Here is a 14,023-nt window from a genome sequence, read left to right on the forward strand (position 1 = left end):
CTATCCTTCAAAAAACTGTTCTAAAAACTTGTAAGAAGCTTCGCAAGCGTAGTAAGAATCCCCTGAGTAGCCATCAATTTCTACTAACCAGTCTCCCGAGAAACCATCCTCTTTTAAGTAGCGAATAATTTCTTCCAATGGGATGTCCCCTTCGCCCAACGGAACAAATTCTGATCCCTTCAAATCCTTTAAATGAACATATTCGATTCGCTGGCGATATTTCTTAATCAATGCCAAAGCGTCTCCACCGCCAGCCACAAGATGAGCAATGTCTGGACAAAAACAAATATTCGTTAACGAAAACAGCTGATCAATTTGTTCAGGCGTCTCAACTGCTGATCCTAGATGAGGATGATAACTTGCAATGATGCCCTTTTCTTTAGCAAATTGCGCAACCTGATCAAGATTTTTTGCTAAAATCTTATAATCTTCCGCTACATTTCCCTTTGCTCGGATTGCTCCGCCTCCAAGAACTAAGTGCTTTGCTCCAAATTTTTCCATATTTTCAATCGTTTTTTTAATGCGGAAAAATTCATCTTCGAACGCATCACTATAAATATAGTTTGCCCCGGTATAAATCCCTAAGATCTTCGTGTTTGTTTCAGCTAAATACGCTTTCAATTTTTCTGGCGAATCATCAAATTTTTCTAAATTCCCATCAAACAATTCGATGTAGCGATACCCAACTTCAGAGATTTTCTTCATCACTTCAGCTTCATCGATTAAAGAAAGATATTTCGCCTCCCTAACATTGGTGACGCCGCCGCCTGTACCTACTAACCCACCGAAACCATTTGTCATGTATCCAACTTCCAAAATCACCACTCCTTTTTTACGTAAATTTATTTGTGTTAGCGCTTTCCACACACAAATCCTACCACCACGGATATTCTTTGTCAATATTTTTTTCGTTTTTACGCTATTTTTTAGCTAAATTTGATTTAAACAGCAAAAAAAAGTTGCTTAATAATTTTATCTGGTGTATCTTTGTGGTGAAAATATAAAATTTACGTAAAAAGGATGTGTTTTTATGAAACTAGGCTTTTTGACCAACTGCTTTAACGGTTCTTTATTAGATAAGGTCTTTTTAGCTAAGCAACTAGGCTACTCTCAATTAGAAGTTTCCCTAACACCAAGTTCGACTCAACGTATGGCTACTCTCGATAGTGAGTGTTTAAACTTCAAACTCTGCGAGAATGAAATTCGTTTTTCTTCTTTAGCTTATTATCAAAATATTTTGACCGAGCAAAAGCACTTAAGACAGCTACACATAAACAATTTGTACCGCCTGATTGATTTTGCTTTTGAAAATGGGATTCCACAAATTAGTACCTTTTTAGGACGGGATAACAGTAAGTCAATTGCGAAAAACTTTACTTTATTAGATTCACTTGTGCGTCCCATCGTGGACTATGCAGAACAGCTAAAGATCAAAATCGCGATTGAAAATTGTTCCATGCCTTCATGGGACAAAAATGGTTTTCCTGCAACTATTTCGTATAGCCCTGAGCTTTGGGATGAAATGTTTTCAAGAATCCCTAATGAGAACTTCGGGCTAAATTTTGATCCTTCTCATCTTATATGGCAGAAAATCGACTATACGAAAGCACTCACAGATTACTACGATAGAATTTTCAGCATTCATGTAAAGGAGGTTTTTGTTGAAACTGATAATCTCAGCAGATATGGAATTTTTGGAAAACAGATAGAACGAGAACATCCCTATGATTTTGGTTGGTACAGACCTGCCCCATTAGGATTAGGGAGCATTGACTGGAGAAGGATTTTTGAAATTCTGAAAGAGAAGAACTATTCAAAGGACCTTACTTTAGAGTTCAAGAGTGAGAACAAAAGCGAAGCTGAACAAACACTTATTCACTCTAAAAAATATATTGAGGAATGTTTTAATAGAAAGGATGTTTTAGCATGAAAAAAAGAGTTGGCTTAGTAGGCTTTGGCGGAATGGGAAAACAACATATCAAACGAATTAAGGAGAGCCAATATGTTGAGATCACGGGGGTTTTTGATAGTGATTCAGCAAAGGATTATTCAACTATTTCGTCAACAATCAAAAAGTATCCTTCATTGACGGATTTATTGGCAGAGCCCACGATTGATATTATCTTAATTGCAACGCCAAACGATACCCATAAAACAATCGCAATCCAGGCTCTACAAGCAGGAAAACACGTTATTTCTGAAAAACCAGTTACATTGAATACACAGGATTTAGAAGAAATTTTAGCGTCTGCTGAAAAATGTGGGAGAAAATTTACCGTCCACCAAAATAGACGATGGGACGAAAATTTCCTAATTACGAAGAAATTACTCGAAGAAAAAAAACTGGGCGAACTGCTATACGTTGAAAATCGTGTACAAGGATCGCGCGGGATTCCAAAAGATTGGCGCAGAGAAAAGGCACAAGGTGGCGGTATGCTGCTGGATTGGGGCGTTCACCTAATTGATCGGATCTTATTTTTATTCCCGAATCAAAAGATCGTTCATCTTCACGCAACGTTAAATTATTTTTTGGGCCACGAAGTAGACGACGGTTTCAAAATAGAGCTTGTTTTCGATACTTCAAAAAAGGCTTATTTAGAGGTTGGAACGACGAATTTTATCGAATTGCCCGAATGGTATACGGTTGGGTCAATTGGAACCGCAGTAATTGAGGACTTTGAGCTCAATGGAAATTACGTAACGTTAACTGGAGAGTTAGCCAAGGAAGCGGTTCCTGTCGAAACTGGTGCTGGACTTACAAAAACGATGGCTCCGAGAAATGATGATTCTATCGAAACTTTTCCCTTACCTTATGTTAAAAGCAATGTCGTCGAGTTTTATGATAACTTTGCCTTAACAATCGATGGAAAAGCCGAACCTTTTATCAAAGCAGAAGAACTATTACGACTAACAACCATTATTGATGCCTGTTTCGAATCTTCCAAAAAGAATGAAATTATCCATTTTCCAAATGGACTTTAGTAAAAAAGAAGTAACTTAAAACAGAAAACATCAAATACTCAAGTATTTGATGTTTTCTCGAAGGCCTTATTCAATGCTACTTCAGTAATCTTGAAAGTCAGATTTAACGCAGACCAATTCCTGCCATTGTCGATTCATTACCTTCTTCATCACTTATAAAAACGTTCACTTTACTGATACCTTGTAGTATGATGTGAATTAGATAAAAATAGAAAATGGTGATTTTTTGACGACTATTAAAGAAGTAGCGGAAATGGCTGGCGTTTCTGTAGCTACAGTTTCTCACGTTGTTAGAAAAACTAGATATGTTAGCCCTGAGTTAGAAAGAAAAGTAGAAGAAGTTATCGCTTCGCTTGACTCTGTTCCTAATTTTGTATTGAAGCAAAACAAAAAAAATGAGAACAAAGTACAAATACTATTGGTCTATGTGCCAAATTTTTCTGATAAATTTCAAATGGGACTTCTAGCAGAAATTCGTCGGCAGCAAACGAATAAAAATGTACTCGTTATTCCTGTTGAATATCAAGATATAACGAATGAGTTTGAAGTTATGTTTGATAGCTTCGCTGAAAAAATTATCGGTCAAATTCTAATCTACTCGGAAGAAGTTGAACCGACATTTCCTAAGAAATTTTATAAGATTCCGTTTGTGCTCATCAGCGCCAATAACTGTGAAACAATCACTCTGCCATATATTTCAAGCAATAGTTGTGCAGGTGTTGAGCATGCAACCAATCATTTAATAAAAAGCGGTCACTCCAGAATTGCGTACATAGACTATTCGGAGAAAGCGGAGAATGACTCACTCATTGGCTTCAAGCAAGCTTTTCAAAAGAGCAACCTTGAGGTCGATGAGGAGATCATCTCTACTAAACGACTTACTGAGCATGAATTGTTTGAAAAGCTGCATACGCTGTTTTCTCAAGATAATCTTTACCCGCCGACGGGTATCTTTGTTGACCCTTTAATTGTCGATGAAGTGATCAGCTATTTTAAGAAGACCGGGTATCGTATCCCTGAAGATATTTCGATTATTTCCTTGGGAACTGAATCTTGGTATGCTCTTTGCGATCCAGCTATTACAAGTATTGAGCATGATTTTCCTACAATCATTGCTGAAGCTTTAGACGTTCTGCACTCGTACACAGCGGATTTGCAATTCAAGAAGGTTGTTCCTACTACCTTTCATTTACAAAATTCTACATCAGGAATTGCAAAAGGCCCCTTTGGTGAAAAGGCCTACTCCATCGATAGTATTATGCTTACTGAAAAAGAAATCATCGAAATAAAACAAAAGAAAAGAACTGCCGTCATCTCTTTTCATTATACGGGTGCTTCTTGGATGAACCTTCACGAAGCTGGGATAAATAAACTCTTTCATGAGCTTAATATTAATATTATTGGTGTGACGGATGCTCATTTTGATGCTGATCTGCAAAACAAACAAATTGACAGTCTCTTGTCATTAGAACCGGATATTTTTATTGCTATCCCAACAGATACCGCAAAAACAGCCGAGGCGTTCAAAAAAATTGTTGAAAGTCCTAGTGAGTTAATTTTAATCACGAATGTGCCCAAAGGACTAACTCCTAACGATTATGTATCGGTGGTATCTGTAAACGAACTTACTAACGGAAGACTCGCCGCCAGAGGGTTATGTGAACAGATGGTTTCGAATGGGAAAACCAAAGCTGGACTTATTACCTTTGATTCTGACTTCTATGCTACCAATCAAAGGGATACCTCTGCACAACAGTTAATTGATGAAGATTTCCCTACTATTGAAATCGTAGCGCAAACTTCCTTCAAAAATGAAAGTGAAGTTTTTGAAAAAACATTGAGCTTGTTAGATGAACATCCCGAAATAGAAGGGATCTATATCTCTTGGGATGGACCAGCGCAACAAGTCATTGAAGCACTAACTACTATCGATCGATTAGATATCATTGTCGGAACTGTCGATTTAGATTTTTCTTCTGCATTAGTTATTGCTGAAGATGGACCGATAAAATGCGTGAGTGCCCAACAGCCGTTTGAACAAGGAAGAGCAATCGCCTTAGCCGCAGCGCAATCCATCCTTCATAAGCATGTCCCTAGCTTTATCGGCATTGAGCCTATCATGGTTAATAAGGGAAACCTACTTAGCTCGTGGAGAACGATTTTCAAAGAAGAGCCGCCCAAAGAATTAAGAGAGTTACTCTCTAGAAAATAATTGCTTCATACTATATACAAACAACGAGCGCCACTGAAACCGAAAGTAGTTTCAGTGGCGCTTTTAAGTATTTGGTTCTTATCTGTAGCTTTTCATTATATTTCTATTTTAATTTTTCATTCACTGCTTTTGGTGCCACAAGTAGGACGCACATTGCAAGACCTAATACGATAAACAATACTGCACCTACGATATTTCCTTTCGTGAGCATCGCAAAAGCGATCGTGCCGAAAAGACTTGCAACAGTTAAAACAATGCCTGATTTTTGGATTCCCGTCAGTTTGGCGAAAGTATTTCTAAAACCGATCGTCAATAATAATGAGCCGACAAATGAAGCGATCCCAAAAATGATGTGACCAACTAAAATAAGACTTTCCATATCTTCACCTCCCTCTGAGTAACTATACTAGATAGTCAAAAAGAAGACTAAGAATGTGCCCACAATGACAAAAAAAGATGGACTACTCAGGATTATTCTAGTTTATACTCAAACTACACTAAAACAGGGTTGGGTTAGAGAGATATGAGTTTTTACTAAAAGTCTGAATAGTCCAAGTCTTGTACAAAAGGAATTAAGTCCCTTTGCTTACTTACATTATAGTTGAATCTTTTTCTCAAGCTTCCCCTTTTAGGGTGATAGCGATCTTTTCATAATCCTTATTATTTATTAAATTTTTTATTTCTAGGATCAAATTCTCAAAAAAGCTGTGAAATTGGAATTTCCTATCTCTTTCCAATCAGCTGATTTGGTACCTTAAAATTGTTTGGCGCTTTTCTGGTGGCGTCTTTCGCGCATCGTTCAGATAAATTTCGCGATGAAGATAGCTGCTACGGGTTAGTCCCTGCTCTTTTATAAATTGGTCCATCTTTTGAAATGAAGCAGGTTCATCATCAAAGGAGCCTAAATGCAAAAGCTGAACGCATTTTCCATCCTCAATTGTTTCCAATGAGAGCTCTTGGAGCAACTCATTGGGGGCTTTTTTTGCTACAGCGACAATTGCTGCTTCGAACATCGCTTCAGTAATCCAATCCGGCTGCCGCAGCATAATCTTATATTCAAAACTAGCTTTATCTGTAAGATCAGTGGTATTTTTCGTAGACCAGATCCCCTCTAATGGAAAAATCGTAAATTCACTATACTCAAATTCTGACTGAATGTCTGCGTGTGTCTGATAGAATTTTTTGTAGCCCATCTTGATACTCCATGCTACTGAATAAAGCACACCGACTCTAGCTGAGAAAGCTTCGTTGTTAGGATCACCTTCACCCTTAATCGTCAGAAACTTCTGAGGCGGTACCGTTACGATTTCTGGTTTCTTTTTTCTACCATATAAATGCTTCTCTTGTTTTTTCCAATCGTATTTCATATATTTTCCCTCGCTTTCAACTTTGACTTCATTATAGCGAGTGAAACCTGCAAGCTCGTGTCAGGTTTAATAAATAGTTTTTAATTGTGCGATTTTTTTGCTCATTCCTTGGCGTACTGAATCAGGAAACAAGACCTCCACTTGTCCACCAAAGGAAAGCAGGAAACGATAAAAGCTCTCATTCACTGGAAATTTTTCCTCCACTAGCAACCGTCCATCCTCGGTTTCTTTCACCTGCTCGTGATTTTCATACACGTGATAGGCCAATTCTGGTGCAAAGGCAAGCTTGACCACTTGCTGGTTTGCCGTATAAATCTTTTGGGATTCGAGAACCTTTTCTGGTGCAGATCGCTCAAAGGTTTCAGTCGTTTGCTGGAGCTGTCTGATCCGTTTCAGCTTGAAGAGGCGATACCCCTGCTTCTCACAGCAATACGCGTACAAATACCACTCTCTTGCTTTAAAAATCAGCTTTAATGGTTCAACTTTACGATCTGAGCCAGGTTTTTCACGACTGAAATAGTAAAAACGAAGCCGCGTTTTTTGGAAAATTGCTTTTTGCAAAAGCTGAAATCGTTCTTCATTCTGCGGATGCCATTCTGAAAAATCGATCTCGATCCAATTAATAGTTTGTTTCTGGAAAACATTGCCTAGTTTTCTTAGCAAGGCTTGGTTCTTTTCCTCATCCATTCCCCTCAAGCCTTGCAGGGCGGTTAAGATTTGATTTTGCTCTTCTTCTGAAATCAAGGAACGGTTTAGAACAAAATTTTCAGGCAGGAAGATTCCGCCACCCTTTCCTTGCGTTGTATAAATAGGTATACCCGCCGAACTCAGAATGTCGATATCCCGATAAATCGTTCGAATCGAGACTTCGAATTTCTCCGCTAGCTCTGGTGCGGTCGTATGACCTTTGTCCATCAAATAGTAGACCATTTGAAATAATCGGTATTCTGACATGAGTGCCACCTCCATCTTCAGTATAGCATCGCAAACTAGCAAACACTTGTCAGGTTACAAAAAAATCCATACTTTACCTCCCCTCAATAAAGTATGGACGTTGTTACGTATTGATAAAAGCTACGAAGGAAAAAGATTAGAGAAATTGCTAAGCATACGGTATTCAGTCAGTTTTACCTCGAAAAACGTTGAAGGTTTTCTATAGTCGAATAAATTGCTCCTTGAATAACCATATAGTCTATATACTCTCATGACAGAAAAAGCTTTTCGTTTTTCAACGAGAGAGGAGCATGTGCCCATTTACGAATTTTTAAGGCTTCAGCAATACTTTGCCAATACTCTTACCCGTCTCTAAATAGTCATGCGCTTTTTGGCCTTCAGCTAATGAGAAAATCGTTGGTTCACTGATTTTGTTTTTTCCGTTTTTAAAGTAGCTGAATAGACGCTCACTGCGAGCATTCCGCTCTTCATAACTAGTAAGATAATCCCATAGATCCCCAGTCAAAAGGCTTTTTGATTCAGCCATCAAGGCAACCGGATCGATTTTCACCGGATCGCCACCAGCCATTCCGAAAAAGACAACCTTTCCGCGGTGCTTAATCAAGTCAAAACTTGCTTGAATCGTCGAGCCGACACCATCATAAGCCGTCGCAAATTGACCTTTGATAGCTTCGATCCACGTTTGTTCGCGACTAGGAAAGACTTGCTTTACCCCATGTGACAAAGCCAATGTCTGTTTTTCTGTTGACGAAGCAGAGCCATAAACCTCAAGGTCATCTGCCACTAACATTTGTGAGAGCAGCTGGCCAACACCACCACTAATTCCTGTAATAAATACTTTCTCACCAGGCGTATTTTGACCAAGATCATGAGCGAGAAAATCAGCCGTCAGCCCTTGCAGCCCAATGCTTGCAGCTAATTTACTATCTATTCCGGTTGGTAATTGAATCGCCTTCTCACTTGGTACCGCTACATATTCAGCATTCGCTAATGGCACATCGACAAACAGGACGGTCTCTCCAATTCTTTGTTTCGTCACCTTTGCTCCAACTTCCACAACTACACCAGCTCCTTCATATCCGTTGATATACGGGAGGTGTTTTTCAATATAATAGTTTCCTCTTCGACGATAAATATCCGCAAAATTTAAACCGATATAGTCGGTCTTTACTAATAGCTCATTTTCCCCAATGACTGGCTTAGGAAGCTCACCATATTGGAGAACCTCGCTATTGCCAAATGTTTCAAAAAATAATGCTTTCATGAGTTAAACTCCTTTGATTCATTTTCTAGCAGATGTACTGCACACTGTGAAAATTCGGACTGATAGTCCTTTCTTTTACCTTTTCTGGGCATTTTTTCAAATATACTATGATGATAGTTTTTCAGCATAGAATCAGATTGCATTCTTGTTGCACCTCTGCTAAGTTTGAAGGATCATAGGTTTTTGAAAGGAGCTTTTTTATGAAATTAGTTACAATGCCACAAGATTTTTCTGTCTATCAGGTTGCGGACCTGAACTTGATAGATCTCACCCAGCAACCGCTTTTCATCGGCGTAACCGATGAAGAATTATCGATCGTTTCGCCGACTGCTACTGTTCCTGCGGAGACACTCAACCGAGAGGATCATTGGAAAGCTTTCAAAATTGAAGGTGTCCTAGATTTCAGTTTAGTGGGGATTCTGGCAAAAATCGCAACTTTGCTAGCGGAAGCAGGTATTAGTATTTTTGCTGTATCAACGTATAATACCGATTATATTTTGATTAAGTCTGAAAAACTGGAGGCTGCGATTGCCGTCTTACGTGAAGGCGGATATACTGTCGCGTAAAAACTCGATCATGAAGAGTCTTTTTAGGCTCTTTTTTTCATGCAATTTTTATTTTCTTCCCCTTTCCAGTCTTTTTTCCGAGAAAAAAATAGGTCTTTAGTTGGACGAAACGCTTTCCATATTCTCTTATTATGAGAGTGTAGAAACAAAGCAGAAATAAAGTGAGACAATCGAATGACTTGTTAACTTGTTGGTAGGAAAAATTAGGAGGTAGAAAAATGAAAAGAAATCGTTTAGATATGACTGTATTAATTTTAGGCATTGCTTGTATTGGTTTATTGACAGTGAATCGCTACATTTTACGTCCCTTATGGCGTTCTGAAGTTCGAACCGAAATGAGACAGGTCAAAAAGGATATTCGAAAAGATCTAAAGGAAAGCAAAGGTGAAGTCAAAGAAGCCTCTAAAGAAATGAAGGATGAGTTAAATGGGCGCCGGAAGGAATCCAAACTCGAACTTAAAGAAACTCAAAAAGAAGTAAAGGAAGAAATAAAGGAAGTCAAAAACGACCTTAAGGAAGCCTTGGAATTATCCTATTAATCAAAGGCGTTACTAAACAACTAAAACGCGAGCACTTGAAAAGACCTTCTTTTGTAAAGGTCTTTTTATTCTGTCTGTCGTCGTGTTTTATAGTTCATTTCTGTCTGAACAAACAACGTTGAGAGGGTCATTAAAATAGCGCCAACAAACAAACTGCTTTTGATAATATTCATCACTTTCGTATCTGCTAAAAAACCAATGTAAGGAAGATAAAAATGCGGGCGGCCGATCAGATTTCTTTCGTGGACGAGTCCCATCTCTGCTTTAACGGAGTTGTCTCCTTTAACAAAATAACCATCAATCTTATTATCCACTGCCAATACTCGTCGTGTTTTAATCGATTTCCCTTGATTTTCGTAATAGGTGATCGTGTCGCCAACGTGAATAGGGCCCACCACATCTTTTACAAAAACAAGTCCATCCTTCTGATACTCCGGAACCATTTTATTATCTGAAATGACGTACGGCGTGACATTTAGCACCTTTGGAATAACAATTGTCATAACAGCTAAGAGAAATAAAAAGAAAATCATTAAGGCATATACAATTGTTATTTTTTTATTTTTTAGCATTCGTTTCTACCCCCTTTCAAGAGAAAATCTACTTATACTCATCATATCACATTTGTCAAAAAAATCTATTTTTCACCTTCGATTTGAAGAAAAATTTGAAATCATTTTGACTGAACTTTGCAGTATGTTACTATTATTGTAGTCTTTGTGATTATTATTTTCTTTTTTTTAATGAAAGGGTGTTCGTCCATCAATACTAAACAAAGTTGCCATCGCTTTTTCCAATTCTGTTCAAAGCAACGTTACGCTTTAATAATAACAGTTATTTTAATTTTTATATCAGTTTGTGTATTCAAAACAATTAGCGAGATAAAAAAAACAAATGTCACCGAATTAAAAAGTCGTTGGACATTCATTGTCAAGAATCACTCCGATCATTATGTCTTCGGGAGAACCGATCAGCGTTTGAAAAACGTCCATCCGAACAATGCGCTAATTATGCAACAACAGCTAGAAACAACGCTTTCAGATCCACAGCTTGTCGTTCGAGCCAACCATCAGTGGGTTTCGGTTTATATTGGAGAGAAACTACTGTACAAATACAGTGCTACCGAAAATCAAAAAGATCCAGGATTACTCCAGACAACGATCCGTTTACCCGAAGATTATCAAAAGCATAAGCTGCGCATTATCACGAAGACGCCCTATGAATACTATGCAGGAATTCCTGCTCAGGTCTTCATCGGGCAGTCCGCTGAGGTCAGTCGGTTCTTTCTCCTTCGCTCATTACCGCAGTTTTTACTTTCGAGCGTCTGTGTCCTATTGATGATACTCCTGCTGGGGCTGCTCTTTTTTAGACCGGATTATAGGAAGAAGCAGCTGCTTTCTTCCCTGCTTTTGATCGGCTTTACACTATTAGTTGGCGTGCAATCAATCGTTTTAAATATTCCAGCCAGCACGTTGTTCAGTCCAAAAAGCTTGTCGTTCCTCTATAACCTGACGGCGATCCTCATTCCGGTTTTTCTAACGAATTACTATTTACTGCGGACAAGAAAATACCAACATTATTATCTCTACGGTGTCGGTTCGCAAGTTATTCTTTTGGGTGTCGGGTTGTTTTGTATCGCTATTGGAAAATTATCACTTCCCATCGCGATGCAGATCTTCAGCGGCTTTAATGTCTTTATGACGCTGTACACCTCAGCGATCGCTTTGGCTGAATCCGCCGATCACAATCGTTTTTATACGATTTGCTCCCCGGGGATCATCATGGCGGCCTTCGTTCACTGCTTTTTCTATATTCAGCTTTTTGCCGGCGCCGCGAATCTAACGACCGATTGGCCGTTGATTCTGTTCACTGGACTGATGCTGTTGATCGCTGGCTACCACTTTGAGGAAGAGCTAAGATACATCAAGCATTATCGAATGAAGCAACAGGAAATTGCACAACAGCGCTTGTTAATGAAGGAAAGACAAAACAATCTACTAATGACGTTTAAACTACTAGCTGAGAAAGAAGCGACAAACACCAATCAGACTGTTTCTCTAAATTGTCAGCTTCATCAAATTCAGGAGTATTATCAAAAGGAATTTCGCAAGCAGGCGAAGTTCTTCTCCTGCCAGCTACTCGTTGAAGAACATAGTATTGTGCTAAACGATGAGTCCTTGTCTTTACTGATCCAGTTATTCGAAAAATTTCTGAGCGTTCCACACTTCGGAACGATCGACATTTCGATCAAACAGGAGCAAGCGCGATTGATCATCGAAAGCAACACCAGTGCCTTCACTCGCCATTCCTTTACTGAAGCGGTCGTAGCAGATGTTGCGAGTGATTCCCATCAAGAATTGGAACAAGCCGTTAAACGTTCCAATGGCGAGTGGCATTGGCAAACGAAAGAAAAGCAGCAATACTTTAAAATCACCTTGGAATTATAAAAAATCAGGGAACAATCCGCTCGTCGGACCGTTCCCTGATTTTTTACCGTTCAATTTTGGCGCTCTCGCTTTGGCTGAAGCTTAATACTTCGGCTTCGTTAAATTGATTGCAGTCACCCTTCACTGAGTGCTTTAAGACTGAAGCCGCTGTAGCAAACGCCACTACCTCATTTGGCGAACTTCCTTGAAGCAAGCCGTGTAAAATCCCTCCAGTAAAGGCATCCCCACCACCAATGCGATCAATGATCGGATCAATTAGATAATTTTTCGAAGTATAGCAGGTGTCATTCTGCCACAATGTTCCTTGCAGCTCATTCACGCAGGCGGAATGAACCACCCGATTCGTCGAATAGAAAACCTTGATATTAGGAAGCATTTCCTGCATTTTTTGATAATAGTAGCTGATCTCTTGGCTGGACTCTGGAATTCCTAATAGGTGAATCGCATCCAATTTTCCTGCTGAACAATAATCAACGAAAGGCAGTACTTTCGTTAAAAATTTACCGGCCGCTTTTTGACTCCAAAGATTCTTTCGATAATTGCAGTCAAAGTTAACGCTACAACCAGCCTGTTTGGCTGCTTTGATCAATTCTAATGTAAGCTTCTGCCACGCTTCCGACAGTGCCGGCGTAATACCGGAAATGTGGAAGACGTCTGCCCCAGCAAATAACTCCGCGAATGACCACTCCGGTTCGCTCATCGAGGCAAAAGCCGAGGCCTGCCGATCATAGATCACGGAGGTTCCACGTTGACCCGTTCCTTGCTCGACAAAATACGTTCCTAGTCTGCCTGTTCCTTTCAGTAAATGATCCGTCAGCACACCATAACCTCTTAGATGCTGTTCTACTGCTTGCCCGAATCCATTAGCGGGAAGCTTGCTGGCAAACTGGACTTGATGCCCATAGTTGGCTAATGAAACCGCAACATTCGCTTCACCGCCTCCATAGAAAACAGCCAGTTGTTGGGCATATTGAAGGCGTGTGCCCGCTTCCGCCGACAAACGCAGCATGATTTCTCCTAGACAAACGACCTTAGCCATTGACTGTTCCCCGAATCTCAGCCAGTTTTGCCGCATATTGCTGAGCGATTTCTGTTACCTTGGCAAAATCACCCGTAGCCGCCGGAGCCAACAGATTTCCACCCACACCAACTGCGACGACGCCAGCTGCAAACCAAGTCGCCATATTTTCAAGGTTCACACCGCCCGTCGGCATTAAGTTGATATGCGGCAGCGGTGCCTTGACCGCTGCGACCATACTTGGACCACTGACACTTCCCGGAAACAACTTGATAATATCAACGCCCATTTTCAACGCCTGTTGCATTTCAGTAATCGTCATACAGCCAGGCAGATACGGGATCTGATATAGATTGCACAGCTCTGCCGTTTCCTGATCAAAGCTTGGGCTGACGATAAATTCCGCTCCCGCCATGATGGCTAAGCGAGCCGTCACCACATCCAGCACCGTTCCAGCACCGATTACAACGTCTGCCCCTTGATCTTCAACCAATTCTTGGATCGCCGCCTGTGCGTTAGGAACGGTAAACGTAACTTCGATCCCCGTCACTCCGCCGGCAATAATCGCTTGGCTTGCTTTAACTGCCTCAGCTGAATCCTTTCCGCGAACCACTGCGATAACGCCCGATTTTTTTAAACGTGACAAAATGTCCATTCGTTTCATATCGCTATCT

14 protein-coding genes are annotated in these 14,023 nt (G+C 39.9%); 6 read left to right on the plus strand and 8 right to left on the minus strand.

All coding sequences use genetic code 11. The features are described from left to right. A complete protein-coding gene (locus tag IGI44_RS12395) occupies window positions 1–816 on the minus strand; it encodes a sugar phosphate isomerase/epimerase family protein (RefSeq protein WP_438788008.1) in 816 nt (271 codons plus the stop codon). Between the two features lie 214 nt (window positions 817–1,030). Here IGI44_RS12395 and IGI44_RS12400 point away from each other — a divergent pair, with 214 nt between their 5' ends. The 3 genes from IGI44_RS12400 to IGI44_RS12410 all read left to right on the plus strand — a co-directional run bounded on the left by IGI44_RS12400 (window position 1,031) and on the right by IGI44_RS12410 (window position 5,194). Further along, the gene (locus tag IGI44_RS12400; protein WP_438788009.1) at window positions 1,031–1,930 is read left to right on the plus strand and encodes a sugar phosphate isomerase/epimerase family protein; all 900 of its coding nucleotides are present in this window, start codon (window positions 1,031–1,033) and stop codon (window positions 1,928–1,930) included. Continuing rightward, entirely contained in the window at window positions 1,927–2,982 is a 1,056-nt protein-coding gene (locus tag IGI44_RS12405) for a Gfo/Idh/MocA family protein (RefSeq protein ID WP_438788010.1), read from the plus strand. The genes IGI44_RS12400 and IGI44_RS12405 overlap by 4 nt, the downstream gene beginning before the upstream one ends. Window positions 2,983–3,208: 226 nt before the next feature. Beyond that, window positions 3,209–5,194, plus strand: a complete 1,986-nt coding sequence (locus tag IGI44_RS12410) for a LacI family DNA-binding transcriptional regulator (RefSeq protein WP_438788011.1) — start codon at window positions 3,209–3,211, stop codon at window positions 5,192–5,194. 103 nt (window positions 5,195–5,297) lie between these two features. Here IGI44_RS12410 and IGI44_RS12415 read toward each other — a convergent pair whose 3' ends face one another. The 4 genes from IGI44_RS12415 to IGI44_RS12430 all read right to left on the minus strand — a co-directional run bounded on the left by IGI44_RS12415 (window position 5,298) and on the right by IGI44_RS12430 (window position 8,779). Beyond that, window positions 5,298–5,573, minus strand: a complete 276-nt coding sequence (locus IGI44_RS12415) for a Na+-transporting malonate decarboxylase, carboxybiotin decarboxylase subunit, madB (RefSeq protein ID WP_438788012.1) — start codon at window positions 5,571–5,573, stop codon at window positions 5,298–5,300. 358 nt (window positions 5,574–5,931) lie between these two features. Next, window positions 5,932–6,561 carry a GyrI-like domain-containing protein gene (locus IGI44_RS12420; protein WP_438788013.1) on the minus strand — a complete coding sequence of 210 codons (630 nt, stop codon included), beginning with the start codon at window positions 6,559–6,561 and terminating at the stop codon, window positions 5,932–5,934. Window positions 6,562–6,627: 66 nt separating this feature from the next. Further along, window positions 6,628–7,515 carry a helix-turn-helix transcriptional regulator gene (locus IGI44_RS12425; RefSeq protein WP_438788014.1) on the minus strand — a complete coding sequence of 296 codons (888 nt, stop codon included), beginning with the start codon at window positions 7,513–7,515 and terminating at the stop codon, window positions 6,628–6,630. A 310-nt stretch (window positions 7,516–7,825) separates the two neighbouring features. After that, window positions 7,826–8,779, minus strand: coding sequence for a zinc-binding dehydrogenase (locus IGI44_RS12430; protein ID WP_438788015.1), 954 nt, complete (start codon window positions 8,777–8,779; stop codon window positions 7,826–7,828). 200 nt (window positions 8,780–8,979) lie between these two features. Between IGI44_RS12430 and IGI44_RS12435 the strand changes: the two genes are divergently transcribed. Then, window positions 8,980–9,345, plus strand: coding sequence for an ACT domain-containing protein (locus tag IGI44_RS12435; protein ID WP_438788016.1), 366 nt, complete (start codon window positions 8,980–8,982; stop codon window positions 9,343–9,345). Window positions 9,346–9,563: 218 nt separating this feature from the next. Next, window positions 9,564–9,884: a YtxH domain-containing protein gene (locus tag IGI44_RS12440; RefSeq protein ID WP_438788017.1), complete on the plus strand. Its 321-nt coding sequence runs from the start codon at window positions 9,564–9,566 to the stop codon at window positions 9,882–9,884. A gap of 65 nt (window positions 9,885–9,949) precedes the next feature. Here the strand turns inward: IGI44_RS12440 and IGI44_RS12445 are convergent, their stop codons facing one another. Continuing rightward, window positions 9,950–10,456, minus strand: a complete 507-nt coding sequence (locus IGI44_RS12445; protein ID WP_438788018.1) for a S26 family signal peptidase — start codon at window positions 10,454–10,456, stop codon at window positions 9,950–9,952. Between the two features lie 405 nt (window positions 10,457–10,861). Between IGI44_RS12445 and IGI44_RS12450 the strand changes: the two genes are divergently transcribed. Then, window positions 10,862–12,331, plus strand: a complete 1,470-nt coding sequence (locus IGI44_RS12450) for an MFS transporter (RefSeq protein ID WP_438788019.1) — start codon at window positions 10,862–10,864, stop codon at window positions 12,329–12,331. A gap of 43 nt (window positions 12,332–12,374) precedes the next feature. Here the strand turns inward: IGI44_RS12450 and IGI44_RS12455 are convergent, their stop codons facing one another. Both IGI44_RS12455 and IGI44_RS12460 read right to left on the minus strand, forming a co-directional pair. Continuing rightward, a complete protein-coding gene (locus tag IGI44_RS12455) occupies window positions 12,375–13,370 on the minus strand; it encodes a sugar kinase (RefSeq protein WP_438788020.1) in 996 nt (331 codons plus the stop codon). Further along, window positions 13,363–14,013 carry a bifunctional 2-keto-4-hydroxyglutarate aldolase/2-keto-3-deoxy-6-phosphogluconate aldolase gene (locus IGI44_RS12460; protein WP_438788021.1) on the minus strand — a complete coding sequence of 217 codons (651 nt, stop codon included), beginning with the start codon at window positions 14,011–14,013 and terminating at the stop codon, window positions 13,363–13,365. Before IGI44_RS12460 ends, IGI44_RS12455 begins: the two co-directional genes overlap by 8 nt. Window positions 14,014–14,023: the final 10 nt, after the last annotated feature.

Source organism: Enterococcus sp. DIV0756, assembly GCF_051710745.1.
Classification (GTDB): domain Bacteria; phylum Bacillota; class Bacilli; order Lactobacillales; family Enterococcaceae; genus Enterococcus_A.

Bases quoted from the DNA above. Each gene is read 5' to 3' on its own strand.
- IGI44_RS12400 (WP_438788009.1), top strand. From the start codon at position 1,031: ATGAAACTAGGCTTTTTGACCAACTGCTTTAACGGTTCTTTATTAGAT.
- IGI44_RS12405 (WP_438788010.1), top strand. From the start codon at position 1,927: ATGAAAAAAAGAGTTGGCTTAGTAGGCTTTGGCGGAATGGGAAAACAA.
- IGI44_RS12415 (WP_438788012.1), bottom strand. From the start codon at position 5,573: ATGGAAAGTCTTATTTTAGTTGGTCACATCATTTTTGGGATCGCTTCA.
- IGI44_RS12420 (WP_438788013.1), bottom strand. From the start codon at position 6,561: ATGAAATACGATTGGAAAAAACAAGAGAAGCATTTATATGGTAGAAAA.
- IGI44_RS12425 (WP_438788014.1), bottom strand. From the start codon at position 7,515: ATGTCAGAATACCGATTATTTCAAATGGTCTACTATTTGATGGACAAA.
- IGI44_RS12430 (WP_438788015.1), bottom strand. From the start codon at position 8,779: ATGAAAGCATTATTTTTTGAAACATTTGGCAATAGCGAGGTTCTCCAA.
- IGI44_RS12435 (WP_438788016.1), top strand. From the start codon at position 8,980: ATGAAATTAGTTACAATGCCACAAGATTTTTCTGTCTATCAGGTTGCG.
- IGI44_RS12440 (WP_438788017.1), top strand. From the start codon at position 9,564: ATGAAAAGAAATCGTTTAGATATGACTGTATTAATTTTAGGCATTGCT.
- IGI44_RS12445 (WP_438788018.1), bottom strand. From the start codon at position 10,456: ATGCTAAAAAATAAAAAAATAACAATTGTATATGCCTTAATGATTTTC.
- IGI44_RS12455 (WP_438788020.1), bottom strand. From the start codon at position 13,370: ATGGCTAAGGTCGTTTGTCTAGGAGAAATCATGCTGCGTTTGTCGGCG.
- IGI44_RS12460 (WP_438788021.1), bottom strand. From the start codon at position 14,013: ATGAAACGAATGGACATTTTGTCACGTTTAAAAAAATCGGGCGTTATC.